This is a genomic window from Streptomyces sp. NPDC053069 (assembly GCF_044546895.1).
In the GTDB taxonomy this organism is placed as follows: domain Bacteria; phylum Actinomycetota; class Actinomycetes; order Streptomycetales; family Streptomycetaceae; genus Streptomyces.
In genome coordinates, this window is sequence record NZ_JBITZN010000014.1 from 46,276 (window position 1) to 71,921 (window position 25,646).

Consider the following 25,646-nt stretch of genomic DNA (forward strand, 5'->3'; position numbering starts at 1 on the left):
GGATGCCGCTTCAGGCGAGAGTGTCACAGGTGTCAACGGGGGCGTGCGGCTGCGTCAGTGCGCCGGTTTGAGCGGCAGCAGGGCGCTGATGCGGAATCCTCCGCCCGGACGCGGGCCTGCGTCCAGGGTGCCGCCGACCATGCCGACCCGCTCGCGCATGCCGATCAGGCCGTGCCCCCGGCCGTCGGCGCCGCCCTCCTCGTACAGCTCGTGCGGGGCGCCCTTGCCGTCGTCCTCGACGAGGAGGCCGAGCCCGTCGTCGAAGTAGACCAGCCGCACGCTCGCGCCCGCGTTGGGCCCGCCGTGCTTGCGCGTGTTGGTGAGCGCCTCCTGCACGATCCGGTACGCGGTCAGCTCCACACCGCTGGGCAGGGGGCGCGGGGTGCCCTCGACCTTGAAGTCGACCGGGAGGCCCGAGCTGCGGCACTGCTCGATGAGGTCGTCGATCTGCTCGACGTCCGGCTGGGGGACGTACTCCCCGCTCTCCTGGTGCTCCCCGGTGCGCAGTACGCCCAGCAGGCGGCGCATCTCGGCGAGGGCCTGACGGCCGGTGGAGGAGATCGTCTCCAAGGCCTTCTTGGCCTGGTCGGGCGCGGCGTCGAGGACATAGGCGGCGCCGTCCGCCTGCACCACCATCACCGACACGTTGTGCGCGACGACATCGTGCAGCTCGCGGGCGATACGGGCGCGCTCGGCGGCCACCGCGACCTTCGACTGCGCCTCGCGCTCCTTCTCCAGACGGGCCGCGCGCTCCTCCAGCTGGGCGAAGTAGGCGCGCCGGGTGCGCATGGAGTCACCGAGCACCCAGGCAAGCGCGAAGGGCACCGTCTGGAAGACCGCGATGGCGATCTGCCCGGCGAAACTCGAGTGCTCGGCCGGCCACCGGATCTGCGCGAGAGCCGCCGCGCAGAAGCTGACCGCGAGGGCGAGCCGGGAGGCCCAGCGCGCACCGACCGCCGCGACCGTGTAGGTGATCACCAGCATCGCGAAATCGGCGACGGTCGTCTCGACGTCCAGCACCAGCTGGGCCAGCCCCGTCGCCAGCGCGACCAGCAGCATCGGCTCCGGGAAACGGCGGCGCAGCGCGACGACGACGCACAGGACGGCGGACACGGCCATCCCGGCGGCGAGGGTCCCGTGGTACCCGGGCGTCCCGTGGAGATTGACCACGCTCACACCGGACAGCCCGAACAGGACGACGGCCCAGAAAGTGTCGACCCACGTCGGGTGGCGGCGGAGGAAGTCGTAGAGGCGCTGCACGTAACCCAGAGTAGGGAAACCGGATGCGTGCATGGGTCAACCGGAGGGCCGATCCGTGCCCGGCACGTGTACTCCGCAAGGTGGAGGAAGTGATCATCTGTGCGCCTAGTCTGGTGCGGTGACGGATGAGACGGCACGGGAAGCGGAACGGTCCCCCGGCGACGGGCCCGGCGCCCGCGGCCGGCGGGACGACAGCGGCCCGCGCGGGTGGCGTACGGCGACCGAGGCGGCGCTGTACGGCCCCGGCGGTTTCTATCGCCGCCCGGAGGGCCCGGCCGGCCACTTCCGTACGTCCGTGCACGCGTCCCCGCTGTTCGCGCAGGCCGTGGCCCGGCTGCTGTGCCGGGTCGACGAGGCGCTGGGACGGCCCCCGGCGCTGGACTTCGTCGACATGGGGGCGGGGCGCGGCGAACTGGTCACCGGCGTGCTCGCCGCTCTCCCGGCCGGCGTGGCCGCACGCGTGCGTGCGTACGCCGTCGAGCTCGCCGGCCGCCCGGCCGGACTGGACGAACGGATCACCTGGCTGGACACACCCCCGGCCGCCGTCACGGGGCTGCTGTTCGCCAACGAGTGGCTGGACAACGTGCCCGTGGACGTCGCCGAGGTCGACCCCGCGGGAGTCCCCCGGCTGGTGCTCGTCACCGACGACGGCAGCGAGCGGCTCGGGGAGCCCGTGTCCGGCGCGGACGCGGACTGGCTCGCGCGCTGGTGGGCCCTGCCCGCGGAGGAGGGGCTGCGCGCGGAGATCGGGCTGCCCCGGGACCTGGCGTGGCGGTCGGTGGTGGACCGGGTGGTGCGCGGGCTCGCGGTGGCCGTGGACTACGCGCACACCGTCGACACGCGTCCCCCGTTCGGGACGCTCACCGGCTTCCGGGAAGGGCGCGAGACGGCGCCCGTGCCGGACGGATCGTGCGACATCACAGCGCACGTCGCCCTGGACGCGTGCGCGGCGGCTCCCACGGCGCACGCGCCCTCGGAGACACCCGGGCAGACAGCGCGCACGGCGTGCGACACAGCGCGCACGACCGCGGGAGCGGCGCGCACGACGGAAGACACGACCCACGCCCCCTCGGACGCGCCAGACGCGCCCGACGCGCCACTGGGCACGGCTCGCACACCCAAGACCACGGCGCGCGCGCTGCCGTCCGCGCGCCTGCTCACGCAGCGCGCCGCCCTGCACGCCCTGGGCATCACCGGCGCACGCCCCCCGCTCGCGCTGGCCTCCACGGACCCCACCGCCTACGTGCGTGCCCTCGCGGGCGCCGGGGAGGCCGCCGAACTCACCGCGCCGGGCGGCCTCGGCGACTTCGGCTGGCTGGTCCAGCCGGTTGGAATTCCGGACCCGCTCGTCTGAGCCGGCCCGCTGCCGCAGCCGGCCTACTTGTCGATGTCGCCGACCACGAAGAACATCGAGCCCAGGATCGCCACCATGTCGGCCACCAGCGTCCCCGGCAGCAGCTCGGTCAGCGCCTGGATGTTGTTGTACGAGGCCGAGCGCAGCTTCAGCCGGTACGGCGTCTTCTCGCCCTTGCTGACCAGGTAGTAGCCGTTGATGCCGAGGGGGTTCTCGGTCCACGCGTACGTATGCCCCTCGGGCGCCTTCAGCACCTTCGGCAGCCGCTGGTTGATCGGCCCGGGCGGCAGCGCGGCGAGCCGGTCCAGGCAGGCGTCGGCCAGGTCCAGCGCGTTGTGTGTCTGCTCCAGCAGGACCTCGAAACGGGCCAGGCAGTCGCCCTCGCTGCGGGTGACGACCTTCAGCGTGTCCTGAAGGTCGCCGTACGCCAGGTACGGCTCGTCGCGGCGCAGGTCGAAGTCGACGCCCGAGGCGCGCGCGATGGGCCCGCTCACGCCGTAGGCGTGCACGGTCTCCGGTGTCATGGCGCCGACTCCGCGCGTGCGCCCCCGGAAGATCTCGTTGCCGAGCACCAGGTCGTCGAAGACGTCCATGCGCGAGCGCACGTCGGCCACGGCGGCACGCGCGCGTGCCGTCCAGCCGGCCGGCAGATCCTCCTTGAGGCCGCCGACGCGGTTGAACATGTAGTGCATGCGCCCGCCGGAGACCTCCTCCATGACGTTCTGCAGCACCTCGCGCTCCCGGAACGCATAGAACACCGGGGTGATGCCGCCCAGCTCCAGCGGGTAGGACCCGAGGAACATCAGGTGGTTCAGCACCCGGTTCAGCTCGGCGAGCAGCGTGCGCGTCCACACCGCCCGCTCGGGCACCTCCATGCCGAGCATCCGCTCCACGGCGAGGACCACGCCCAGCTCGTTCGAGAACGCCGACAGCCAGTCGTGGCGGTTGGCGAGCATGATGATCTGGCGGTAGTCGCGGGCCTCGAAGAGTTTCTCGGCGCCCCGGTGCATATAGCCGATCACCGGTTCCGCGCGCACGATGCGCTCCCCGTCCAGCACGAGCCTGAGCCGCAGCACGCCGTGCGTGGACGGATGCTGAGGCCCGATGTTGAGCACCATGTCGGTGCTTTCCGCGGCGCCGCCGATCCCGACCGTGGTCTCCGTCGTAGGAGTCATGGCCCCAGTTTCCCCTACGTACGCTGAGCCCATGGAAACGGGGAGCCCGGAGGAGACCGGGATACCGGTGGCCGAGCCGGCGTGGCGGGGACTGCATCCCGCTCTGGTGCGGGTACGGCGGCTGCTCATCGTCGTGTGGACGGCGGTGCTCACCGTCGCCGTCGGGTTGCTGCTGGGCCTGCTCGTGGGGCCCGCGTGGGCCGCCTTCGCGGCGCTGCCGCCGGCCCTCGCCGTGTGGGGCTGGCGGCTGGTGGAGCGCAACTGGCGCTCGTGGCGTTACGCCGAGCGCGGGGACGACCTGCTGATCAGCCGCGGTGTCCTGTGGCGCGAGGAAACGGTGGTGCCGTACGGGCGGATGCAGCTGGTGGAGGTCACCTCCGGGCCCGTCGAGCGGCGCTTCGGGCTGGCCACCGTGCAGCTGCACACGGCGGCCGCCGCGACGGACGCCACCATCCCCGGCCTGTCCCCGGCCGAGGCGGAACGGCTGCGCGACCGGCTCACCGAGCTGGGCGAAGCACGATCGGCGGGCCTGTGACGAGCCCGGGCGGCGACACCGCGGACGGTATAGCCGCCACAGACCACGGCATGGCCGCCACAGACCACGAAGGCGGCGCAGACGGCCCAGCCGGCGCCGGGAGCGGGGGGAGCACCGGGGGCGCCCAGGGCGCTGAAGAGCGCGCGACCGTGATCGAACGCCGGCTGCACCCCGTCACGCCCTTCCGGCGGGCGTGGGCGCCGATCGCCGTACTCGCCGGATGGGCGGTGCACGACCCGGACACGACGCAGCAGCAGCTGGAACGGCTGACCACCACCGTGCTGCTGCTGGGGCTCGCCGTGCTGGTGCCGGTGGCCGGCCTCTACGGCTTCCTGTCCTGGTGGTTCACGCACTTCGCGGTCACCGACACCGAACTGCGCATCCGCACCGGCCTGTTGTTCCGGCGCACCGCGCACATCCGGCTGGAGCGCATCCAGGCCGTGGACGTCTCCCGTCCCCTCCTCGCGCGCGTGGCGGGCGTCGCCAAGCTGCGGATCGACGTCGTGGGCGCCGACGACAAGGACGAACTGGCCTTCCTGGGGGAGCAGGAGGCACGCGCCCTGCGCGCGGAGCTGCTCGCGCGCGCGGCGGGCTTCGCGCCCGAGACGGCGCGCGGAGTCGGCGAGGCACCGGCGCACGAGTTGCTGCGCGTGCCCCCGGGCGCGCTGGCGCTCTCCCTGGCACTGACGGGCGCGACCTGGGGCTCGTTGTGCGCCGCGGTCGTCGTACCGACCGTGCTGTGGCTCACCACCGACAACCTGTGGACGGTCCTTGCGACCGCCCTGCCGCTGCTCGGCGCGGCCGGCGCGAGCAGCGCGGGGCGGTTCGCCGGTGAGTTCGACTGGAAGGTGAGCGAGTCACCGGACGGGCTGCGCATCGACCACGGGCTGCTCGACCGTACGCATGAGACGGTCCCGCCCGGCCGGGTGCAGACCGTGCGGATCGTGGAACCGCTGCTGTGGCGGCGGCTCGGCTGGGTGCGGGTGGAGCTGGACGTGGCCGGGTCCGACAACTCGGTGCTGGTGCCGGTGGCCCCTCGCCCGGCCGCCGAGGCGGTCATCGCGCGCGTGCTGCACGGCGCGACGGTGCCTCAGTCGCTCACCGGTCCCCCGCGCCGGGCCCGCTGGTGCGTGCCGGTGTGGTGGCGCGGCCACCGACTCGCGGTCACCGACACCGTGTTCGCCGCCCGGCACGGCCTGCTGGGCCGCCGGCTCTCGCTGGTCCCGCACGCCAAGGTGCAGAGCGTGCGGCTGAGTCAGGGGCCCTGGGGGCGGCTCTGGCGGCTCGCCGACGTCCACGTGGACACCGGTGCCGACAAGAGCGTGACAACCCGTCTGCGGGATGCCCAGGAGGCCGCGCGGCTCCTGCACGCCCAGGCGGAGAGGTCCCGTACGGGCCGCCGGGACGCCCGCCCGGACCGCTGGATGACATGAGGCCCGGCTCCCTGCGCGGGAAGCCGGGCCTTGCCGTTCGTCGCCGGTGAGGGCTCAGGAAGCCGCGCTGCGCAGCCTCTGCACGTCGATCTGCTCGGTCTCGTCGTGCGCGGTCAGGTCGATGACCTGGCCGACGCCCTGCGACTGTGCGTCGGCCTGCTTGAACACGGCCTCGGACTCGGCCTTGTGCACGGCGAGGGCCTCCTCGCCGACGACGTCGGCGAGATCCTCGTTGTGCACGGAGTCCAGCCCGGCCTTCGGCGCGCCCTTCTGGGTGCCGAAGAAGTCGAAACCGCCCTCGACCGCCGGGCGCCGCGCGGGCGTGGCCGGTACGACGGCCACCGCGGTCGGCACCGTGAAGTGCCCGGCGGGCGCCTGCGCCCCGGGCCCCGCGGGCTCGGCCGGTGCCGTGGGTGCGGCGGCCGCGCGCGCGTGCCCGTCGGCCGCCACAGGCTGCCCCTGCGCCTCGTCCTCCTGGGCGGCCGGCGCACCGGCCTCGCTCCGGGAGGCACCGGCCCGGTCGGTCACTCCGCCTTCCGCCGCACCTTTCGTCACAGCTTCCACCGCGTCTTCCGCCGTACCTTCGACGGCGCCTTCCCGGGCGTCCGCGGCGGCGGCTTCTGCCGGGGCGACGGAGCCGGCCGCGCCCGGGGCGAGCCTGCGCCCGTCGGCCTGGCCCGCCGGGGCGGCGTCGGCCACGGCATCCGCAACGGCGTCGGCCTCGTCGGCGTCGGCTTCGCGGGCCTCGGGAGCGGCCGGCTGCTCAGCCGTGTCTCCGGCAGCCGCAGCCTCGGAGACGGCGGGCGTCGACGCTTCCGCGGCTTCCGTCGCGGCGTCGGCCGAGGCGTCGCCGTCGAACCGGGCCAGGGCCGTCAGGGCCTGCCGGTACAACGCGGCGCCCTCGGGGGAGAACACCGCGGGGGCCGCCGGTTCGTCCCCGGAGTCCTCCTCGGCGTCGGAGGCGAGCGCAGCCGCCTCGGCGGCCTCGTCCGGCTCCTCCAGCGCGGCCGGCTCCGGCTCGGCGCGGCGCGCGGGCGGCAGCGCGGGCACGGACGACGGCACCGCGGCCTCGATCTCCAGCAGGCGGCGTCCTTCCAGGGCGCTCGCGCGTTCGGTCTCGGCGGTGGCGTACCGGCGCAGCAGGGCCGCGTGTTCGTTGCGCAGGCCGGCCAGCTCGGCGCGCTTGGCGCGCAGCCGCTGCTCCAGCTTCGTGCGCAGCTCGCGCGACTCCTCCAGGTCGGTCTCCAGTTCGGCGACCCGCTCCTCGTACCGCCATTCGTCGCCGGCACGCGCGCGTGTCAGCTCGGCGACCCGCTTGCCCGCCTGCGCGTCCCAGCGGCGCATCACGACCGCCCCGACGACCGCCGTCACGGCGGCGGCCGCGGCGAGTGCGCGCAACACCATGGCCTCGGAGAACACCCAGGGACCCAGCGCGCAGACGACGGAGACACCGGCGATCGCCGACGGAGGCAACAGCCGGTGCAGAGGTGGTGAATGGCGGTGGCGTCCACGTGGCATGGCCAGAAACTTACCGCGCGTAGGCGAATCGCGGACCCCCGCCCCGTAAAAACACGGACACGACACCGGCTTCACGGGGCGTCAGACGGGCTCCCGCTCAGCGGTCGGTGAGCCGCCCGCTCATCCACTGCAGCGTCGGTGGGATCTCGCGCCGCCAGGTGTTGAAGTTGTGCCCGCCGCTGTCGAGGATGATCGACGATATCCGGGGCACGTTCGTGGCCTGCACGGCCGCTATGAACTTCATCGTGGCCTTGTAGTTGTGCTCGCCGACCTTGCTGCTGGTGACGAGCAGCGAGGTGTCCGGCGCCCGCTCGTGCTTGATCAGCCACGACAGGTCCGCGCGGTTCTGCAGGTTCTTGTCGTTGTGGAAGAGGTCGCCGGTGGTGGGGTCGACCGGCGCCTTGTAGTAGGGCGACAGGCCTGCGGCGGCCGCGTACGCGTCGGGGTGGTGCATGGCGAACTTGAGCGCGCAGTAGCCGCCCGTGGAATCGCCGATGACACCCCAGCTGCCGGGCCGCTTGCCGACCCGGTAGTGCGTGAGGACGGCCTCCGGCAGATCCTTCGCGAAAAACGTTTCTGTCTGCGGTCCGCCCGGCACGTCCACGCACTCGGTGTCCCGCGGCGGCGCCACGGTCGGCCGCAGCATGATCAGGATCATCGGCTGCATCTTGCCGTCCTTCGCCAGCTGCAGCGCCGTACGCGGGTAGCGCAGCTTGTCCACCAGTGCCTGCGCCGTACCCGGGTAGCCGGTCAGGACGACCGCCGCCGGGAACGTACGCGTGCGGTACTGCGGCTGGAAGTACTCCGGCGGCAGATAGACGAACGCCGGCGTGGCGATGTGGCTCCGCCGTCCGGTGATGTCGACCTTCTGGACCTGCCCGGTCGTCTGCGGACCGTTGCCGCGCACGCCCGGGACGCCGTACGACGAGAGCACCTGGACCGGGCCGCCGTTGCCGCCCGCCGCGTGGTCGACGACGACACCCTGATCCGTCTCCTGGCCGAACAGGTCGGCCCAGCTGGCGTAGAAACCGAAGGCCTGGTTGGCGTAGAGGCCCACGGAGGCGAAGAGCGCCAGCTGTGTGCCGAGCAGCAGTCCGACCCGTCCGCTGACGGCCCGCCAGCTCTGCCGGGCCAGCCGCGGCCACAGCCACAGCGTGCCGACGAACAGTACGACGGCGAGGACGATCGCCAGTCCCAGCACTTTGTTGCTCGTGAGACCCATGGGGTGTTTCCTGCCTGCGCTCTCCGCCCGGCACCCGCCCATGCTTCATCGCGAGGGCTTGCCCGGGGCTTACCTGGCCTTTGACCCGACTTTCCGGCGGGGAGTGAACCTCTCTCCCCAAGACACCGTCCTAGAGGGCGCAATGTCGCCGGATGCCCGATCGGGCCCGGGTCCAAGGTCTCTCGCAGAACTACGGGATGCGATGTCTGTCAGGATAGATGGGGAAATGTCGGGCGGGGTTCCGAGCCGATCAAGCCGGGCGCGGCGCATACTGCGCGGCCCGCGCCCCGAGGCCGTCCCTGCCCTGGTCGGCAGGGCGGCTGCTCTCGTGGGCGTCCTGGACATCGCCGCGGGCGTGTTCCCACGCTTCCGGCACAGCCGTATGCACGCCATCGCCGAGGTGCTGCCGGGGTCGTTCGGCCCCTTCGCCGCGGCGCTCTCGCTGAGCAGCGGTGTGCTGTTGCTGCTGCTCGCGCACGGGCTCAAGCGGCGCAAACGCCGTGCATGGCGCGCCGCGGTCGCGCTGCTGCCGGCGGGCGCGGCGGCCCAGTTCGCCTACCGCCACTCGGTCGTCGGCGTACTGATCGCGGTCGCGCTGCTCGTACCGCTGCTGCTGCACCGGAACGAGTTCGCGGCGCTGCCCGACCCGCGCAGCAGGTGGCGCGCGCTCGCCAACTTCGTCCTGATGAGCACCGGTTCGCTCATGCTGGGGCTCGTCATCGTCAGCGCCCACCCGCACCGGACGATCGGCGACCCGAGCCTCGCCGACCGGCTCACGCACGTCATCTACGGCCTGTTCGGCTTCGAGGGCCCGGTCGACTACCAGGGCAACACGTCCTGGACGGTCGCCTTCTCCCTCGGCGCCCTCGGCTGGATCACCGCCGTCACCACCGTCTACCTGGCGTTCCGCCCGGAGCACCCGGCCGCGCGGCTCACCGAGGAGGACGAGTCCCGCCTGCGGGACCTGCTGGCGAAGCACGGCGGCCGCGACTCCCTCGGCCACTTCGCGCTGCGCCGCGACAAGGCGGTCGTCTTCTCCCCCAGCGGCAAGGCCGCCGTCACCTACCGCGTCGTCTCCGGTGTGATGCTCGCCAGCGGCGACCCCATCGGCGACGTCGAGGCCTGGCCCGGCGCCATCGAGCGCTTCATGGACGAGGCCAAGGCGCACTCCTGGACCCCTGCCGTCATGGGCTGTTCGGAGACGGGCGGCGAGGTGTGGACCCGTGAGACCGGCCTGGACGCCCTGGAACTGGGCGACGAGGCGGTGGTGGACGTCGCGGATTTCTCGCTCGCCGGACGCGCGATGCGCAACGTCCGACAAATGGTCAAGCGCATCGAGCGAGCCGGCTACGAAACCCGGGTACGGCGTATCCGTGACCTCGGCGACACCGAACTGGAGCGGATCCGCCGGGCGGCGGAGGACTGGCGGGGCACCGACACCGAGCGCGGCTTCTCCATGGCGCTCGGCCGGATCGGCGACCCCACCGACGGCGACTGCCTGATAGCCACCGCCCACAAGCAGGACGACGAGCCCGGCGAGTTCGGCGATCTGAAGGCGGTCCTGCACTTCGTGCCCTGGGGCAAGGACGGCGCCTCGCTCGACCTCATGCGCCGCGACCGCAGTGCGGACCCGGGCATGAACGAGCTGCTGATCGTCGCCGCCCTGCAGGCCGCACCGAAGTTCGGCATCAGCCGTGTCTCACTGAACTTCGCGATGTTCCGCTCCGCCCTCGCGCGCGGCGAGAAGATCGGCGCCGGTCCGGTGCTGCGCGCCTGGCGCGGGCTGCTCGTGTTCCTCTCGCGCTGGTTCCAGATCGAGTCGCTGTACAAGTTCAACGCCAAGTTCCAGCCGCGCTGGGAGCCCCGCTTCGTGGTCTACCGGCACTCCGCCGATCTGCCGCGCATCGGCTTCGCCGCCATGCAGGCGGAGGGCTTCGTGAACTTCGCACTGCCGCTCCCGCGCTTCCTGCGCCGGCGCAAGGCGGCTTCCGCGCGCCCCTGCGCGCACGCCGTGGCGGAACGCGACGTCCGCGCGGCCTGATGCGCCGTAGGACGCACTGAGCGCCGCATGACCGTACGGCGCGGCCAAGACGGGCCCGGGCGGGCGCCCCACCCCCTCCAGCACGGGGGCTCCCGCCCGGGCCGCCGCGCGTGGGCGGCACCCTCCTGGGCCTACGCTGAACGTATGAACAACCTCAGCGGGCGCGGCCAGGTGGCGGGTCTTCCGGCATGGGACCGGTGCGCGGTCATGGGTGTCGTCAACGTGACCCCCGATTCCTTCTCCGACGGCGGCCGCTGGTTCGACACGACCGTCGCCGTCAAACACGGGCTGGACCTCGTCTCCGAAGGCGCGGACCTGGTCGACGTCGGCGGCGAGTCCACCCGCCCCGGCGCCACCCGGGTGGACGAGGCCGAGGAACTCAGGCGGGTCATCCCGGTGGTCCGCGGCCTCGCCTCCGAAGGCGTCGTCGTCTCCGTCGACACCATGCGGGCCTGTGTCGCCGAACAGGCCCTCGCGGCCGGCGCCGCCCTCGTCAACGACGTCAGCGGCGGCCTCGCCGACCCCGCGATGATCCCGGTGGTCGCCGACGCGGGCGCCCCGTTCGTCGTCATGCACTGGCGCGGCTTCCTCCAGGGCGGCAACGTCAAGGGCGTCTACGACGACGTCGTCACCGAAGTCGTGGACGAGCTGCACGCGCGCGTGGAGGCCGTCCTCGCCGGCGGCATCGCCCCCGACCGCATCGTCGTCGACCCCGGCCTCGGCTTCTCCAAGGAGGCCGAGCACGACCTCACCCTCCTCGCCCACCTCGACCGCCTGGGCGCTCTCGGCCACCCCCTGCTCGTGGCCGCCTCCCGTAAACGGTTCCTCGGCCGCGTCCTCGCCGGCCCAGAGGGCGCACCCCCGCCGGCCCGGGAGCGCGACGCCGCCACGGCCGCCGTCTCCGCGCTCGCGGCGCAGTCCGGCGCATGGGCGGTACGCGTACACGAGGTACGCGCCACCGCGGACGCGGTACGGGTCGCGCGCGCCGTGGAGAGGGCCCGGACGGCCGGGTCTGCGCCGAGCGCGCCGGGTGAAGGCGGGGCACGTGAAGCAGGGCGCGCACCGGGCACGGAGAGTGCGCGGGGGGCGTACGGGCCAGAAGGCGCGCCCGGAGCGGAGGGGAGGCACCCAGCGCTCGGCACAGAGAGCGCGCCGGGCGACGGAGGCGAGAGCACGGGGTGCGGTAGTGGGCGTACGCCCGGCGCTGGTGACGAGCGTGGGGCGGAAGGCGCCCGGTGAGCGCCCCCCACACCGACGTCGAGCACGTGGAGGCCGCCAACACCGCCTTCTACGAGGCGATGGAGCGCGGCGACTTCGAGGAGCTGTCCTCGCTCTGGCTCAGCCCGGCCGACCTGGGCGTGGACGAGGAGTACCACGACCCGGCGGACACCGGGGTGGTCTCCTGCGTACACCCCGGCTGGCCGGTGCTCACCGGCCGCGGCGAGGTCCTCCGTTCATACGCCCTGATCATGGCCCACACCGACTACATCCAGTTCTTCCTCACCGATGTGCATGTCTCCGTCACCGGTGACACCGCCCTCGTCACCTGCACCGAGAACATCCTCAGCGGCGGCCCCGCACCCGAGGACGGCGCGGAACTGGGGCCGCTGGTCGGCCAGCTCGTCGTTGCCACGAACGTGTTCCGCCGCACATCCTCCGGCTGGAAACTCTGGTCGCACCACGCCTCCCCCGTCCTGGCGGAGAGCGACGACGAGGACGGCGAGACCGGCGTCGATGGCGTGAATCCGGACGACGGGCCCCTCGCCTGAGCGGGTGGACGCCCCCAGGGGACCAAGAAGTGGTTGGAATCACCTACCCCGGGGTAGGAGCCGCTACCAACCCATGACAAGGCCGGGTTTCCCCGGGGAAACACGAGATGAACGCTCGTGGTCCCGGCCCGGGCCCGCGCCCCAGCAGCCCGGCTTTGTCAGTGCCCGCAGGTAGATTCGTCTCAGGCCGGTGTGCCGCCCGCACGCGGTACGGACCGGTCCTTCCCGACGATTGCAGGAGTGATTCGCGTGGATCGTGTCGCGCTGCGCGGCCTCAAGGCCCGCGGGCACCACGGTGTGTTCCCCGAGGAGCGCGAGGAGGGCCAGACCTTCGTCGTCGACCTCGTCCTGGGGCTGGACACCCGGCCGGCCGCGGCCGACGACGACCTGGCGAAGACCGTGCACTACGGCATCGTGGCCGAAGAGGTCGTGGCCGTGGTCGAGGGCGAGCCGGTGGACCTCATCGAGACCCTCGCCGAGCGGATCGCCCAGACCTGCCTCAAGCACGAAGGGGTACAGGAGGTGGAGGTCTGCGTCCACAAGCCGGACGCGCCGATCACCGTGCCCTTCGACGACGTGACCGTCACCATCACCCGGAGCCGAGCATGACCCGACCTTTCCTCCAGGGTCACAGCGACCCGACCGTCCAGCCGGTGCCCGCCTCGGTCGTCGAGAAGGTCGACGCCGCCGACACGACCCTGCACAACCCCCAGTGGGCCGTCATCTCCATCGGCTCCAACCTCGGCAACCGCCTGGAGACCCTCCAGGGTGCCGTCGACGCCCTCGAGGACACCCCCGGGGTCCGCGTGAAGGGCGTCTCCCCGGTCTACGAGACCGAGCCCTGGGGCGTCGAGCCCGGCAGCCAGCCGTCGTACTTCAACGCGGTCGTGGTCCTCAAGACCACCCTGCCCCCGGCCTCCCTGCTGGAGCGGGCGCACGCCATCGAGGAGGCGTACAAACGGGTCCGCGACGAACACTGGGGCCCGCGCACACTGGATGTCGACATCGTCGCCTACGCCGACGTCACCTCCGACGACCCGCACCTCACCCTGCCCCACCCGCGCGCCCATGAGCGTGCCTTCGTGCTCGCCCCCTGGCACGACGTGGACCCGCAGGCCCAGCTGCCCGGCCGCGGCACAGTGGCCGATCTGCTGTCGACCCTCACCCGTGCCGGCGTCGAGCCCCGCGAGGACCTGGAACTCCGACTGCCCGAGTAGTCGTTAAGGTCAAGACGACAAGGTCGTGAGCGACCGCCGTCCGGACCGGTCCGGGGGAGCTGAAGGGACACCGTGAGAGAGCTGCGCATCAGGGTGCTGGCAGGCGTGTTCGTCGTCGCCGGCGTCCTGTCCTGGGCGGGCGCCCGCCTCTGGAACTCGATCGGGACCCTTCCCAGCGTCCCCCTGGCCGCCCCCATCGTCCTCGCGCTGATCGCCGTGGTCCTGCTCTCCACGGCGCTGTCCCTGCGTTCCCGCTTCAAGGCCCAGCGCGAGCGCCGCCCCGGCGCGAAGGGCGTCGATCCCCTGATGGCGGCCCGCGCGGTCGTCTTCGGCCAGGCCAGCGCCCTGGTCGCCGCCCTGGTCGCCGGCATGTACGGCGGCACGGGCGTCTTCCTGCTGGAACTCCTCGACATCCCCGCCCGCCGCGACCAGGCCCTCTACGCCGGCTTCTCGGTCCTGGCGGGCATCGGGGTCATAGCGGCGGCCCTGTTCCTGGAGCGGGTGTGCAAACTCCCTGAGGACGAGGACCAGAACCACCCGGGAGCGGAACCGGCGGCGTGACCGCCGGTTTCCCGAAGCACCGGTTCAGTGCGCCATGATCAGGCTCATGGCCTCGTTGCGCGTCGCCGCGTCCCGCAGCTGTCCGCGCACGGCGGACGTTATGGTCTTCGCGCCGGGCTTGCGGATGCCGCGCATCGACATGCACATGTGCTCGCACTCGACGACCACGATGACGCCCCGCGGCTCCAGGATCTCCATCAGGGAGTCCGCGATCTGCGTGGTGAGTCGTTCCTGCACCTGCGGCCGCCGGGCGTACACGTCCACGAGGCGAGCCAGCTTGGACAGGCCGGTGATCTTCCCGGTGACGGACGGGATGTAGCCGACGTGGGCGACGCCCCTGAACGGGACCAGATGGTGCTCGCAGGTGCTGTACACCTCGATGTCCTTCACGAGCACCATCTCGTCGTGCCCCAGGTCGAACGTCGTCGTCAGCACGTCCTCGGGCTTCTGCCACAGGCCCGCGAAGATCTCCCTGTACGCCCGCGCCACGCGCGCCGGCGTCTCCCTCAGACCCTCCCGGTCCGGGTCCTCGCCGACCGCGATCAGCAACTCCCGCACGGCGTTCTCGGCGCGCTTCTCGTCGAATTCGCCGATCCGGCCCTCGCCGTCCAGCGTCACGGGGTCGGTCATCTGGTTCCTCGTTCCTGTGCCTCGTTGCGCGTGGCGGCGGCCACGCGTCTGTGTGCGGACATACGAACGCCGCGCCCTCCAGGCTAAAACTTGGGGGGCGCGGCGTTCATTCCAGGCCTGTTGGCCGAAAAGCGATCAGCTCTCCGGACGGTCCTCCGGGGTCCGGTCCGTGATCGGGGCGGACTCCGTGGCGGTGGACTTGGACGTGCTGATGGCGGCCGTCGCGCCGTTCGCGCCGTTGGTCAGGGCCAGCTCCTTGGGGGAGAGCACCGGCGGACGGGTGGACGGGGTGCGGCGCGAAGAGCCGGTCCAGGCGGGCCGCGGCGGGCGCTTGACGATCGGGGCGAAGATCTCGGCGATCTCCTCCTTGCCCAGGGTCTCCTTCTCCAGCAGGTGGAGAACGAGCTGGTCGAGCACGTCGCGGTTCTCGACCAGGATCTCCCAGGCCTCGTTGTGCGCGGTCTCGATGAGCTTCTTGACCTCTTCGTCGACCAGCGCGGCGACCTCCTCGGAGTAGTCGCGCTGGTGCGCCATCTCACGGCCGAGGAACGGCTCGCTGTTGTCGCCGCCGAACTTGATGGCGCCGAGCCGCTCGGTCATGCCGTACTGGGTGACCATCGCACGGGCCAGGTTGGTGGCCTTCTCGATGTCGTTCGCGGCGCCGGTGGTCGGGTCGTGGAAGACCAGTTCCTCGGCGGCGCGACCGCCCAGCATGTAGGCGAGCTGGTCGAGCATCTCGTTGCGCGTGGTCGAGTACTTGTCCTCGTCGGGCAGGACCATCGTGTAACCGAGGGCACGGCCGCGGGACAGGATCGTGATCTTGTGGACCGGGTCGGAGTTCGGGGAGGCCGCCGCGACCAGGGCGTGGCCGCCCTCGTGGTACGCGGTGATCTTCTTCTCCTTGTCCGACATGATCCGGGTCCGCTTCTGCGGGCCCGCGACCACACGGTCGATCGCCTCGTCCAGCGCCCTGTTGTCGATCAGCTTCTGGTCGCCGCGGGCGGTCAGCAGGGCCGCCTCGTTCAGTACGTTCGCCAGGTCGGCACCCGTCATACCGGGGGTGCGCCGGGCGACGGCGGCCAGGTCGACGTCGGGTGCGACCGGCTTGCCCTTCTGGTGGACCTTGAGGATCTCCAGGCGACCCTGCAGGTCCGGCGGGTCGACCGCGATCTGGCGGTCGAAACGGCCGGGGCGGAGCAGCGCCGGGTCGAGGATGTCGGGGCGGTTGGTGGCGGCGATGAGGATCACGCCGCCCTTGACGTCGAAGCCGTCCATCTCGACGAGCAGCTGGTTCAGGGTCTGCTCGCGCTCGTCGTGACCACCGCCGAGGCCGGCGCCGCGGTGGCGGCCGACCGCGTCGATCTCGTCGACGAAGACGATCGCCGGGGCGTTCGCCTTGGCCTGCTCGAACAGGTCGCGGACCCGGGAGGCACCGACACCGACAAACATCTCGACGAAGTCGGAGCCGGAGATCGAATAGAAGGGGACGCCCGCCTCGCCGGCCACGGCCCGCGCGAGCAGCGTCTTGCCGGTACCGGGACGGCCGTAGAGCAGCACGCCCTTGGGGATCTTGGCGCCGACGGCCTGGAACTTGGCCGGCTCCTGCAGGAACTCCTTGATCTCGTGGAGCTCCTCGACGGCCTCGTCGCAGCCGGCGACGTCGGCGAAGGTCGTCTTCGGGGTGTCCTTGGTGATGAGCTTGGCCTTCGACTTGCCGAAGTTCATCACCCGGGAGCCGCCGCCCTGCATCTGGTTCATCAGGAACAGGAAGACGACCACGATCAGGACGAAGGGCAGCAGGGAGAGCAGGACGCCGACGAACGGGTTCTGCTTGGACGGCGAGACCGTGTAGCCGTCCGGGATCTGCTTGTCCTGGTATTTGGTCTGCAGCGAGCCGGCGAGCTGGGCGCCCTGGTCGCCGATGTAGCTCGCCTGGATCTTCGAGCTGCCGTCGACCTTCTGGCCGTCCTTGAGGGTGACCTTGATGGTCTGCTCGTCGCCTGTGGTCAGCTTGGCCGACTGGACCCTGTTGTCATTGATCGCCGCAACGACCTGGCCGGTGTCCACCGTCTTGTAGCCGCCGGACGAGCCGACGACCTGCATCAACACGACCACGGCAAGGACGGCCAGCACGATCCACATGACCGGCCCACGGAAGTATCGCTTCACGTCCATCCATACGGAGCGGTGCCGCCCCGTCCCTCCTGCCATAGTGAGTTTGATAAGACAGTTCTTCTGACGGTACCCCAGCGTGGTGGTCCGAAGCCGCACGAAGTTCGCTTCGAACGGCTGGGAAACCGTCTCTGCATGCTTCAACGGCCTGGAACCCGCCGGGGTTCCCGATCGTCCTACAAGGCTTGAGCCGAGTGGCTCACACCGCCGTCCGGCTCAGCCGCCGTAGACGTGAGGCGCGAGCGTACCGACGAACGGCAGGTTGCGGTACTTCTCGGCGTAGTCGAGTCCGTAGCCGACGACGAACTCGTTCGGGATGTCGAAGCCGACCCACTCGACGTCGATGGCGACCTTCGCGGCGTCCGGCTTGCGCAGCAGCGTGCACACCTTCAGGGAGGCGGGCTCGCGGGAGCCGAGGTTGTTGATCAGCCAGGACAGGGTCAGGCCGGAGTCGATGATGTCCTCGACGATGAGGACGTGCTTGCCCTTGATGTCGGTGTCGAGGTCCTTGAGGATCCGCACGACACCGGAGGACTGGGTGCCCGCGCCGTAGGAGGACACGGCCATCCAGTCCATGGTGACGGGGGTGGACAGCGCCCGGGCGAGGTCGGCCATGACCATCACGGCGCCCTTGAGCACGCCGACGATGAGCAGGTCCTTGCCCGCGTACTCCGCGTCGATCTTCGCGGCCAGCTCGGCCAGCTTCGCGTCGATCTCTTCCTTGGTGATGAGCACCTGCTGGAGGTCGGCACCCATGTCTTTCGCGTCCACCCGCATCACTTTCGGTCGTCCCACCGGCTGCTCACCCCGCGCGGGGGTAAGGATTCAGCCTTGCCGAATCACCAGTCTGCCACCCTGCCGCCGGGCGACGACTTTGCCCGGGAGATTGATGGCTCCCTGGCCGCGCCAGCCGGTGATCAGGCGGTCGACTTCCTCGATGTGGCGGGCGAACAGCGAACCGGCGGGGGCACCGGCCTCGATGGCGGCGCGGCGCAGGATGCGGCGGCGTACGGCGGGCGGGAGGGCGTAGAGCTTGGCGCACTCCAGCTGGCCTGCGGCGTCCCGCACGGAGACCTCGGCCTGGCTGGCCCAGGTGTCGAGGGCGTCGGCGTCGTCGCGGGAGAGCTGGGCGGTGCGGGCGAGCGCCTCCACGACCCCTTTGCCGAGGGCCTTCTCCAGGGCGGGCAGGCCTTCGTGCCGCAGCCGGGAGCGGGTGTAGGCGGGGTCGGCGTTGTGAGGATCGTCCCAGACGGGGAGGGACTGGACCATGCAGGCCTTGCGGGCGGTCTGCCGGTCGAGCTCCAGGAAGGGGCGCCGGTAGCGGCCGGCGGCCCCCGAGACCGCCGCCATGCCGGACAGGGAGCGGATGCCGGAGCCGCGGGCGAGGCCCAGCAGGACGGTTTCGGCCTGGTCGTCCCGGGTGTGGCCGAGCAGGACGGCGGCGGCGCCGTGGCGTTCGGCGACGGCGTCGAGGGCGGCGTAGCGGGCGTCGCGGGCGGCGGCTTCCGGTCCGCCTTCGCGGCCGACGGTCACGGCGACGGACTCGACCGGCGCGAGGCCGAGTTCACGCAGACGCAGGACGACCTCGTCGGCGCGGAGGTCGGAGCCGGGCTGGAGGCCGTGGTCGACGGTGACGCCGCCGGCGCGGACGCCGAGCTTGGGAGCCTCGAAGGCGAGGGCGGAGGCGAGAGCCATGGAGTCGGCGCCGCCGGAGCATGCGACGAGCACGAGCGGGGAGGGGAGCCGCTCGGCTGTCCGGTCCGGGCGCGCACCGACGGCCTGCCGGGCGCCTGCGCCGGCGAGGCTGTGGTGGTCGTTGAGGATGTCGTGGAGGACGCGGCGGACCGCCAGGCGTATCGCCGCGACCGCAGGATGGGGACCCATGTCCGGTTCCCTTCATGAAGTTTTCGGGGGGTGAGCCCGAGTCGGTCACTCAGAGTGTGTAGATGGTGACAGAAGCGGGCCGTTCCCCGAGCATTGCACGCCTACGCATGGCTCACGGTCCCTCGGACGGGTGATTGGAGGGGCGTTCGCCTGCCGTCGGCCGGATTCCGTTCACGACGTGTCCATGCCGTTCACGACTCGGCCTTGCGATGCACCCGCGCGACCCAGTCCGCCGGTTTGGCGATCTCCGCCTTGGTGGGGAGGGTGTTGGGCGAGGTCCACACCCGGTTGAAACCGTCGGTGCCGACCTGTTCGACGACGGCTCGTACGAATCGCTCGCCGTCCCGGTACTGCCTCAGTTTGGCATCCAGACCCAGCAGCTTGCGCAGGGCGAGGTCGAGGCGGGAGGCACCCTTGGCGCGGCGCTGCTGGAACTTCTCGCGGATCTCCGCGACGGTCGGTACGACGCTGGGTCCGACGCCGTCCATGACGTAGTCGGCATGCCCCTCCAGCAGGGACATCACGGCGGTGAGACGGCCGAGGATCTCGCGCTGGGCGGGGGTCTGCACCAGCTCCACGAAGGACCGGCCGCCGTCCTCCTCCTCGCCCTCCGGGCGGCCTCCGGCGAGGGACTGCGCGGCATCCCTGATGCGCTCCAGGAAGGTCATCGGGTCCACGTCGGTCTCCGCCAAGAACGACTGGATTTCGCCCTCCAGGTGGTCGCGCAGCCAGGGCACGGCCGTGAACTGGGTGCGGTGGGTCTCCTCGTGCAGGCACACCCACAGGCGGAAGTCGTGCGGGTCGACGTCGAGTTCGCGCTCGACGTGGACGATGTTGGGGGCGACGAGCAGGAGGCGGCCGCCGCCGTTCTCGCCGGCGGGGAGCTCGCGGGTGGCGGGGGCGAAGGTCTCGTACTGGCCGAGGACGCGGGAGGACAGGAACGACAGCAGCATGCCGAGTTCGACGCCGGTGACCTTGCCGCCGACGGTGCCGAGAACCGCGCTGCCGGGGCTGCCGGCGCGTCGTTCCTGCATCTTCTCCAGCAGCGGTTTGAGGATCTCGCGGAAGCCGGCGACGTTGGCGCGGACCCAGCCGGGGCGGTCGACCACGAGGACGGGGGTGTCGTGGGTGTCCTCCGTGCCCATGCGCGTGAAGCCCCGGACGTGTCCCTCCGAGGTCTTGGCGTGCCGGCGCAGCTCCGCGACGACCGCGCGGGCCTCGTCGCGACTGACGTCCGGGCCCGGTCGTACGAGCCGTGTCGCGGTTGCCACCGCGAGGTTCCAGTCGACCATCCCGGGAGATGCGGTGCCACCGAAGCCAGTCATGTTGACAACCGTACGTGAGCGTTCCCGCTTGGGGCAGGCCGTGCGGGGTTGCAGGGGCTGGGGTGTTGGACGGGGACGGCGGTACGGCTACCCGCAGCCGCACCCCGCCAGAGCCGTCGCCGTTCTGTCCAGGGCCGACTGGGCCTCCAGGGGGTCGGTGGTGCCGGAAGCCAGGAAGGCGAAGGCCAGGAGGCGGCCGTCGGTGTCGACGACCGTGCCGGCCAGGGTGTTGACGCCGGTCAGGGTGCCGGTCTTGGCGCGGACGACGCCGGCGGCACCGTCGGTGTAGCGGTGGGTGAGGGTGCCGGTGAAGCCGGCCACGGGCAGGCCGGTGAGGACGGGGCGCAGGCCGGGACGGCCGGGGTCGCCGGCCGTGACCAGGAGGGCGGTGAGCAGGTCGGCGGTGAGCCGGTCGTCACGGTTGAGGCCGCTGCCGTCGTGGAAGGAGGCGCCGGACATCGGCAGGCCCAGCTTGGTCAGCCGCGCGGAGATCGCCTTGGCGGCGCCGTCGAAGCTGCCGGGTTCGCCGCTGGCGAGGGCCGTCTGGCGGGCGAGGTGCTCGGCGATGTCGTTGTCGCTGTTGGTCAGCATGCGCTCGACCAGGGCGGACAGCGGGGGTGAGGAGACCGTGGCGAGGGTCTGCGCGCGCGTGGTGGCCTTGGAGGGGCCGGGGGGTGTGGTGGTGATGCCGGCGCCCTTGAGGAGGGCCGCGAACTTGCCGGCCGCGTCCTTCGCCGGGTCGGCCACGCGGGGCGCCGGGCCGCTGGTGGAGTCGCCGGTGCGGCCCTCGTCGACGGTCAGCGCGCTGACGGGGGCGAGGTTGTCGTTGACGCCGACGGGGTGCAGGGCGGGGCCGGCGTAGAGGGTGGTGTCGTAGGACAGCGTGACCTTGTGGATGCCGCGTTTGCGGAGCGCCCTGGCGGTGTCCGCCGCCAGCGTGCGCAGGCCGGCCCAGTCCTCGCCGCTGCCGGCCTGGCCGGTCGTCCTGTGGGCGGTGAGGGTGGGGTCGCCGCCGCCGACGAGAACGAGTTCGCCGGTGTCGGGTTCGAGGGCGGCGCGGGTGGTGAGGCGGTGGTCGGGGCCCAGGGCGGACAGGGCGGCGACAGCCGTGGCGATCTTGGTGGTGGAGGCGGGGGTGAACGCCTTGCCGGAGCCGGTGCCGTACAGGCGCTTGCCGGTGGCCACGTCGACGACGGCCGCCGCCTGGTCGTCGCCCAGCGCGGAGGCGTCCAGGAGAGGCCTCAGGACGTCCGGGAGGGGCTTTCCGCCCGGGGCGGCCTTCTTGGTGCCGAGGGCGTCCGTCGGGCCGTCCAGGCCCACCAGGACGGGCGCGGCGCTCGGCGCCGGCCGGGGTGCGGACGCCGATGCCGTACCGGAGCGGCCGTGATCTGTGCCACCTGGCCGCTCCAGGGCCGCGGCGCGGTCCCGCTCGGCCGTACGCTGACCGTTGGCGTCCCAGGGGCCCGCCGCGGTCACCACACCGGCGGCGAGCGCGAGGCCGGCGGTGGCGGCGCCCGCGGTGTACTGCCAGGTCCTGACCGCCTGCCGACGGGGCAGGCGCGTGGGCCGGGGCCGCAGGGCCCGCGTCAGCCGCGCGACCCGCGGCTCGGCGGCCGTCGCGGCCCGCGCCAGACGCGGTCGTACGGCGTTCGCGATCCGCTTCCACTGCGGTCTCGCAGCCCGCCAAGGCCTCAGCTCTGGCACGACCACCAGCCCCTTTCGCGATCACACACCTGCGTGAGGGACACTTAATCACCAGAACTATGTGCTGATCATGGAGGAGCCACCGGTGGAGTTCGACGTCACGATCGAGATCCCGAAGGGTTCGCGCAACAAGTACGAGGTGGACCACGAGACCGGTCGGATCCGCCTGGACCGTCGCCTCTTCACCTCGACCGCCTACCCGACCGACTACGGCTTCGTCGAGAACACCCTCGGCGAGGACGGCGACCCGCTGGACGCGCTGGTCATCCTGGACGAGCCGACCTTCCCGGGCTGCCTGATCAAGTGCCGCGCGATCGGCATGTTCCGCATGACGGACGAGGCGGGCGGCGACGACAAGCTGCTGTGCGTTCCGGCCACCGACCCGCGCGTGGAGCACCTGCGCGACATCCATCACGTGTCGGAGTTCGACCGCCTGGAGATCCAGCACTTCTTCGAGGTGTACAAGGACCTGGAGCCCGGCAAGTCGGTCGAGGGTGCCAACTGGGTGGGCCGCACGGACGCCGAGGCGGAGATCGAGCGGTCGTACAAGCGCTTCAAGGAGCAGGGCGGTCACTGAGCCCCGAGCCGCGGGAACGGGCCGTACGCGTGCGTGCGGCCCGTTCCGCGTTTCACGCACGCGTGCGGACCGTTCGGGTACCTGTGCGCATACTGAGCCGTACGGAAGGTGTCGTTCAGGGAGCGGTGCGAGGTGACGGAGGCGGAGGACCGCAAGCCCCGGTCGGACGAGGCGCGGTACGACCCGGAGATCACGTCCGAGTTCGCCATTCCGGTGGGCATCGAGGTCCCCGAGGGGGCCGGTGAGCCGGAGAGCACGTCCGAGTTCGCGGTGCCGCAGGGGCTTTCGGGGCCGCAGCCGCCGAGTGCCGAGCCGGAGGGGTCGGCGTTCAGCCCGCCGCGCACCTACAGCGCCAAGGAGGCCCCGCCGGCGTTCACTCCCGCCGCCGGAGTTCCGCTGGTCAGCCTGGTCAAGGACGCGCCCTGGCAGGACCGGATGCGCACGATGCTGCGCATGCCGGTGGCCGAGCGGCCCGCGCCGGAGCCGGTGCAGCGCGAGGAGGAGGACGGCCCGGCCGTACCCCGCGTGCTCGACCTGACCCTGCGCATCGGCGAGCTGCTGCTGGCCGGCGGCGAGGGCGCGGAGGACGTGGAGGCCGCGATGTTCGCGGTGTGCCGCTCCTACGGCCTGGACCGCTGCGAGCCGAACGTCACCTTCACGCTGCTGTCGATCTCGCACCAGCCGTCGCTGGTGGACGACCCGGTGACGGCGTCGCGGACGGTACGGCGGCGGGGCACCGACTACACGCGGCTCGCGGCCGTGTTCCGGCTGGTGGACGACCTGACCGACCCGGAGACCCAGGTCTCCCTGGAGGAGGCCTACCGGCGGCTGGCGGAGATCCGCCGCAACCGGCACCCCTACCCCGGCTGGGCGCTGACCCTGGCCAGCGGGCTGCTCGCCGGAGCCGCCTCCGTCCTGGTCGGCGGTGACCTGATCGTGTTCGTCGCGGCGGCGATCGGCGCGATGCTCGGCGACCGGCTGGCCTGGCTGTGCGCGGGACGCGGGCTGCCGGAGTTCTACCAGTTCACGGTGGCCGCGATGCCGCCCGCGGCGATCGGGGTGGCGTTCGCGCTGGCGCACGTCGACGTGAAGGCGTCCGCCGTCGTCACCGGTGGACTGTTCGCGCTGCTGCCCGGGCGGGCGCTGGTGGCGGGTGTGCAGGACGGCCTGACGGGCTTCTACATCACCGCCTCCGCGCGCCTGCTGGAGGTCATGTACTTCTTCGTCGGCATCGTCACCGGCGTGCTGGTCGTCCTGTACTTCGGCGTGAAGGTCGGCGGCAAGCTGAACCCGGACGCGTCGCTCATCAGCAACGAACGGCCGCTGGTGCAGATCGCGGCGTCCATGCTGCTGTCGCTGACGTTCGCGGTGCTGCTGCAGCAGGAACGTTCCACCGTGCTGTGGGTGACGCTCAACGGGGGGGTCGCGTGGTCGGTGTACGGCGCGATGCACTACGTCGCCGACATCTCGCCGGTGGCGTCCACGGCCGTTGCGGCGGGGCTGGTGGGCCTTTTCGGGCAGCTGCTGTCGCGGTACCGGTTCGCCTCGGCCCTGCCGTACACGACGGCGGCGATCGGGCCGCTGCTGCCGGGCTCCGCCACGTATTTCGGGCTGCTCAACATGGCCCAGAACGAGGTGGACAAGGGCTTGGTGTCGCTGGCCAACGCGGCGTCACTGGCGATCGCCATCGCCATCGGGGTCAATCTGGGGTCGGAGGTCTTCCGGCTGTTCCTGAGGATCGGCTCCGCCGGGAAGCGGAGGGCTGCCAAGCGGACCCGGGGCTTCTGACGGGCTACGGGGCGCGGTAGGTGCCCTGGTCGTAGTCGTACGGGTACGGGTCGCGGTCGTACTGCTGCTGCGGGTACTGCCGGCCGTACTGCTGCTGCGGGTACTGGTGCTGGTCGTACTGCCGGCCGTACTGCTGCTGGTCGTGGTGCTGCTGGTCGTGGTGCTGCTGGTCGTAGTGCTGATTGTCGTAGCCGCCCTGGTTCCAGTACGGCTGCTCGTACTGCTGCTCCTGCTGCTGGTGCTGCTGGTGCTCGTACGGCTGGTCCGGCTCGATGCGGCGCAGCTGGGTGGTCTGGGTGTCCATGGCGGGGGGAGCCGGGCGGGACGGCTCCGGTGCCGGCTGCGGAGCCTTCTTCTGCTTGCCGCGGGCGCGCAGGACCTCGATGGCGACCGGGATCACGGAGACGAGGACGATCAGGATCAGGATCGCCTCGATGTTGTTCTTGACGAAGCCGATGTTGCCGAGCCAGGAGCCGAGCAGAGTGACGCCCGCGCCCCACAGGACGCCGCCGATGACATTGAAGACCAGGAACGAGCGGTACTTCATGCCGCTGACGCCGGCGATGATCGGCGTGAACGTGCGCACGATGGGCACGAAACGGGCCAGGACCAGGGACTTCGGGCCGTACTTCTCGAAGAACTCGTGCGCCTTGGTGACGTTCTCCTGCTTGAACAGGCGGGAGTCGGGGCGGTTGAACAGGGACGGGCCGACCTTCTTGCCGAACATGTAGCCCGCCTGGTCGCCGAGTATCGCGGCGAGGCAGATGAGGCCGATCGCACCCCACAGCGGGAAGTGCATCCGGTGAGCGGTGATCAGCATGCCGCAGGTGAACAGCAGCGAGTCACCCGGCAGGAAGAAGCCGATGAGCAGGCCGGACTCGGCGAAGACGATGAGCAGCAGGCCCCAGATGCTGTACGTGTCGAGCAGATAGTTGGGATCGAGCCAGCTCGGGCCGAGGGCGAGTGTCATCACGGGTCCGGGCTCCAGGGGGTCAAGGCGGCTACGGCATCCGGGTACGGCCGCACAAAGCTATCAACGTGATGTGACCGCTCCAGGTTCCACCGGTGTCTCCGGGATGCGCTGAGAGATGACGGGGAGAAGGCTGTGGCTCATGGGACTCGATGACTACGGCGGCGGCCAGGTACCCCAGTCGGACGTGCTGGTCGTGACCTCGAACGACGTGCCCGGATACCGGGTGCAGCAGGTGATCGGCGAGGTGTTCGGACTCACCGTGCGGTCGCGGCACCTCGGCAGCCAGATCGGCGCCGGTCTGAAGTCGATGATCGGCGGCGAGCTGAAGGGGCTCACCAAGACGCTCGTGCAGACCCGCAGCCAGGCCATGGAACGCCTGGTGGAGCAGGCACGCGCGCGTGGCGCCAACGCAGTGCTGGCGTTCCGGTTCGACGTGACCGAGGCCGCGGACGTCGGTACCGAGGTGTGCGCCTACGGCACGGCGGTGGTCCTGGCCCGGGAGTGACTC

Annotated in this window: 22 protein-coding genes and 1 pseudogene; 12 read left to right on the forward strand and 11 right to left on the reverse strand. The window is 71.6% G+C overall.

Annotated features, from left to right (window positions below):
• Positions 1-54: 54 nt before the first annotated feature.
• Positions 55-1,260: a sensor histidine kinase gene (locus ACIGXP_RS28905; RefSeq protein ID WP_399773161.1), complete on the reverse strand. Its 1,206-nt coding sequence runs from the start codon at positions 1,258-1,260 to the stop codon at positions 55-57.
• A gap of 118 nt (positions 1,261-1,378) precedes the next feature.
• On the opposite strand from ACIGXP_RS28905, the gene ACIGXP_RS28910 reads away from it, so the two are divergent.
• Positions 1,379-2,614: an SAM-dependent methyltransferase gene (locus tag ACIGXP_RS28910; RefSeq protein WP_399773164.1), complete on the forward strand. Its 1,236-nt coding sequence runs from the start codon at positions 1,379-1,381 to the stop codon at positions 2,612-2,614.
• A 23-nt stretch (positions 2,615-2,637) separates the two neighbouring features.
• Here ACIGXP_RS28910 and ACIGXP_RS28915 read toward each other — a convergent pair whose 3' ends face one another.
• Positions 2,638-3,789 (reverse strand): NADH-quinone oxidoreductase subunit D, encoded by a 1,152-nt coding sequence (locus ACIGXP_RS28915; RefSeq protein ID WP_363216611.1) that lies wholly within the window; start codon positions 3,787-3,789, stop codon positions 2,638-2,640.
• A 31-nt stretch (positions 3,790-3,820) separates the two neighbouring features.
• Here ACIGXP_RS28915 and ACIGXP_RS28920 point away from each other — a divergent pair, with 31 nt between their 5' ends.
• The gene (locus tag ACIGXP_RS28920) at positions 3,821-4,324 is read left to right on the forward strand and encodes a PH domain-containing protein (RefSeq protein ID WP_399773167.1); all 504 of its coding nucleotides are present in this window, start codon (positions 3,821-3,823) and stop codon (positions 4,322-4,324) included.
• 50 nt (positions 4,325-4,374) lie between these two features.
• Positions 4,375-5,757: a PH domain-containing protein gene (locus ACIGXP_RS28925; protein WP_399773171.1), complete on the forward strand. Its 1,383-nt coding sequence runs from the start codon at positions 4,375-4,377 to the stop codon at positions 5,755-5,757.
• A gap of 54 nt (positions 5,758-5,811) precedes the next feature.
• On the opposite strand, the gene ACIGXP_RS28930 is transcribed toward ACIGXP_RS28925, so the two are convergent.
• A complete protein-coding gene (locus ACIGXP_RS28930) occupies positions 5,812-7,275 on the reverse strand; it encodes a hypothetical protein (protein WP_399773174.1) in 1,464 nt (487 codons plus the stop codon).
• A 97-nt stretch (positions 7,276-7,372) separates the two neighbouring features.
• A complete protein-coding gene (locus tag ACIGXP_RS28935; RefSeq protein ID WP_399773177.1) occupies positions 7,373-8,497 on the reverse strand; it encodes an alpha/beta hydrolase in 1,125 nt (374 codons plus the stop codon).
• Between the two features lie 226 nt (positions 8,498-8,723).
• Between ACIGXP_RS28935 and ACIGXP_RS28940 the strand changes: the two genes are divergently transcribed.
• The 6 genes and pseudogenes from ACIGXP_RS28940 to ACIGXP_RS28965 all read left to right on the forward strand — a co-directional run bounded on the left by ACIGXP_RS28940 (position 8,724) and on the right by ACIGXP_RS28965 (position 14,085).
• The gene (locus ACIGXP_RS28940; protein WP_399773180.1) at positions 8,724-10,538 is read left to right on the forward strand and encodes a phosphatidylglycerol lysyltransferase domain-containing protein; all 1,815 of its coding nucleotides are present in this window, start codon (positions 8,724-8,726) and stop codon (positions 10,536-10,538) included.
• Between the two features lie 144 nt (positions 10,539-10,682).
• A pseudogene (gene folP / locus ACIGXP_RS28945) lies at positions 10,683-11,585 on the forward strand (dihydropteroate synthase); the annotation flags it as partial.
• Positions 11,586-11,773: 188 nt separating this feature from the next.
• Positions 11,774-12,307 carry a nuclear transport factor 2 family protein gene (locus ACIGXP_RS28950; protein ID WP_363218893.1) on the forward strand — a complete coding sequence of 178 codons (534 nt, stop codon included), beginning with the start codon at positions 11,774-11,776 and terminating at the stop codon, positions 12,305-12,307.
• A 249-nt stretch (positions 12,308-12,556) separates the two neighbouring features.
• Entirely contained in the window at positions 12,557-12,916 is a 360-nt protein-coding gene (gene folB, locus ACIGXP_RS28955) for a dihydroneopterin aldolase (protein ID WP_363218892.1), read from the forward strand.
• Positions 12,913-13,524 carry a 2-amino-4-hydroxy-6-hydroxymethyldihydropteridine diphosphokinase gene (folK, locus tag ACIGXP_RS28960; protein WP_363218891.1) on the forward strand — a complete coding sequence of 204 codons (612 nt, stop codon included), beginning with the start codon at positions 12,913-12,915 and terminating at the stop codon, positions 13,522-13,524. Before folB ends, folK begins: the two co-directional genes overlap by 4 nt.
• Before the next feature lie 72 nt (positions 13,525-13,596).
• Positions 13,597-14,085, forward strand: coding sequence for a DUF3180 domain-containing protein (locus ACIGXP_RS28965; RefSeq protein WP_399773185.1), 489 nt, complete (start codon positions 13,597-13,599; stop codon positions 14,083-14,085).
• A 24-nt stretch (positions 14,086-14,109) separates the two neighbouring features.
• On the opposite strand, the gene folE is transcribed toward ACIGXP_RS28965, so the two are convergent.
• From folE to dacB, 6 genes are all read right to left on the reverse strand, one after another.
• Positions 14,110-14,715 carry a GTP cyclohydrolase I FolE gene (folE, locus tag ACIGXP_RS28970; RefSeq protein ID WP_363218889.1) on the reverse strand — a complete coding sequence of 202 codons (606 nt, stop codon included), beginning with the start codon at positions 14,713-14,715 and terminating at the stop codon, positions 14,110-14,112.
• A gap of 135 nt (positions 14,716-14,850) precedes the next feature.
• On the reverse strand, positions 14,851-16,890 hold the full coding sequence (gene ftsH / locus ACIGXP_RS28975; protein ID WP_363218895.1) for an ATP-dependent zinc metalloprotease FtsH: 2,040 nt from the start codon (positions 16,888-16,890) through the stop codon (positions 14,851-14,853).
• Positions 16,891-17,103: 213 nt separating this feature from the next.
• On the reverse strand, positions 17,104-17,664 hold the full coding sequence (gene hpt, locus ACIGXP_RS28980; protein ID WP_031165039.1) for a hypoxanthine phosphoribosyltransferase: 561 nt from the start codon (positions 17,662-17,664) through the stop codon (positions 17,104-17,106).
• Between the two features lie 48 nt (positions 17,665-17,712).
• A complete protein-coding gene (tilS, locus tag ACIGXP_RS28985; protein WP_399773188.1) occupies positions 17,713-18,771 on the reverse strand; it encodes a tRNA lysidine(34) synthetase TilS in 1,059 nt (352 codons plus the stop codon).
• A gap of 191 nt (positions 18,772-18,962) precedes the next feature.
• Positions 18,963-20,096, reverse strand: a complete 1,134-nt coding sequence (locus tag ACIGXP_RS28990) for a zinc-dependent metalloprotease (RefSeq protein WP_363218887.1) — start codon at positions 20,094-20,096, stop codon at positions 18,963-18,965.
• A gap of 87 nt (positions 20,097-20,183) precedes the next feature.
• Positions 20,184-21,806: a D-alanyl-D-alanine carboxypeptidase/D-alanyl-D-alanine-endopeptidase gene (gene dacB / locus ACIGXP_RS28995; RefSeq protein ID WP_399773192.1), complete on the reverse strand. Its 1,623-nt coding sequence runs from the start codon at positions 21,804-21,806 to the stop codon at positions 20,184-20,186.
• 79 nt (positions 21,807-21,885) lie between these two features.
• On the opposite strand from dacB, the gene ACIGXP_RS29000 reads away from it, so the two are divergent.
• Both ACIGXP_RS29000 and ACIGXP_RS29005 read left to right on the forward strand, forming a co-directional pair.
• The gene (locus tag ACIGXP_RS29000) at positions 21,886-22,377 is read left to right on the forward strand and encodes an inorganic diphosphatase (RefSeq protein WP_031115900.1); all 492 of its coding nucleotides are present in this window, start codon (positions 21,886-21,888) and stop codon (positions 22,375-22,377) included.
• A gap of 132 nt (positions 22,378-22,509) precedes the next feature.
• A complete protein-coding gene (locus ACIGXP_RS29005) occupies positions 22,510-24,165 on the forward strand; it encodes a threonine/serine exporter ThrE family protein (RefSeq protein ID WP_399773195.1) in 1,656 nt (551 codons plus the stop codon).
• A 4-nt stretch (positions 24,166-24,169) separates the two neighbouring features.
• Here the strand turns inward: ACIGXP_RS29005 and ACIGXP_RS29010 are convergent, their stop codons facing one another.
• Positions 24,170-25,138 carry a DedA family protein gene (locus ACIGXP_RS29010; RefSeq protein ID WP_399773197.1) on the reverse strand — a complete coding sequence of 323 codons (969 nt, stop codon included), beginning with the start codon at positions 25,136-25,138 and terminating at the stop codon, positions 24,170-24,172.
• A gap of 139 nt (positions 25,139-25,277) precedes the next feature.
• Between ACIGXP_RS29010 and ACIGXP_RS29015 the strand changes: the two genes are divergently transcribed.
• On the forward strand, positions 25,278-25,643 hold the full coding sequence (locus tag ACIGXP_RS29015; RefSeq protein WP_363218883.1) for a YbjQ family protein: 366 nt from the start codon (positions 25,278-25,280) through the stop codon (positions 25,641-25,643).
• The last annotated feature ends 3 nt before the right edge of the window (positions 25,644-25,646 follow it).

Excerpts from the sequence above, each read along its gene's own strand:
- ACIGXP_RS29015 (WP_363218883.1), top strand. The coding sequence starts at position 25,278 with ATGGGACTCGATGACTACGGCGGCGGCCAGGTACCCCAGTCGGACGTG.
- ACIGXP_RS28920 (WP_399773167.1), top strand. The coding sequence starts at position 3,821 with ATGGAAACGGGGAGCCCGGAGGAGACCGGGATACCGGTGGCCGAGCCG.
- ACIGXP_RS28925 (WP_399773171.1), top strand. The coding sequence starts at position 4,375 with ATGGCCGCCACAGACCACGAAGGCGGCGCAGACGGCCCAGCCGGCGCC.
- ACIGXP_RS28935 (WP_399773177.1), bottom strand. The coding sequence starts at position 8,497 with ATGGGTCTCACGAGCAACAAAGTGCTGGGACTGGCGATCGTCCTCGCC.
- hpt (WP_031165039.1), bottom strand. The coding sequence starts at position 17,664 with ATGCGGGTGGACGCGAAAGACATGGGTGCCGACCTCCAGCAGGTGCTC.
- ACIGXP_RS28915 (WP_363216611.1), bottom strand. The coding sequence starts at position 3,789 with ATGACTCCTACGACGGAGACCACGGTCGGGATCGGCGGCGCCGCGGAA.
- ACIGXP_RS28940 (WP_399773180.1), top strand. The coding sequence starts at position 8,724 with ATGTCGGGCGGGGTTCCGAGCCGATCAAGCCGGGCGCGGCGCATACTG.
- tilS (WP_399773188.1), bottom strand. The coding sequence starts at position 18,771 with ATGGGTCCCCATCCTGCGGTCGCGGCGATACGCCTGGCGGTCCGCCGC.
- ftsH (WP_363218895.1), bottom strand. The coding sequence starts at position 16,890 with ATGGACGTGAAGCGATACTTCCGTGGGCCGGTCATGTGGATCGTGCTG.
- folE (WP_363218889.1), bottom strand. The coding sequence starts at position 14,715 with ATGACCGACCCCGTGACGCTGGACGGCGAGGGCCGGATCGGCGAATTC.
- ACIGXP_RS28930 (WP_399773174.1), bottom strand. The coding sequence starts at position 7,275 with ATGCCACGTGGACGCCACCGCCATTCACCACCTCTGCACCGGCTGTTG.
- folK (WP_363218891.1), top strand. The coding sequence starts at position 12,913 with ATGACCCGACCTTTCCTCCAGGGTCACAGCGACCCGACCGTCCAGCCG.
- ACIGXP_RS28990 (WP_363218887.1), bottom strand. The coding sequence starts at position 20,096 with ATGACTGGCTTCGGTGGCACCGCATCTCCCGGGATGGTCGACTGGAAC.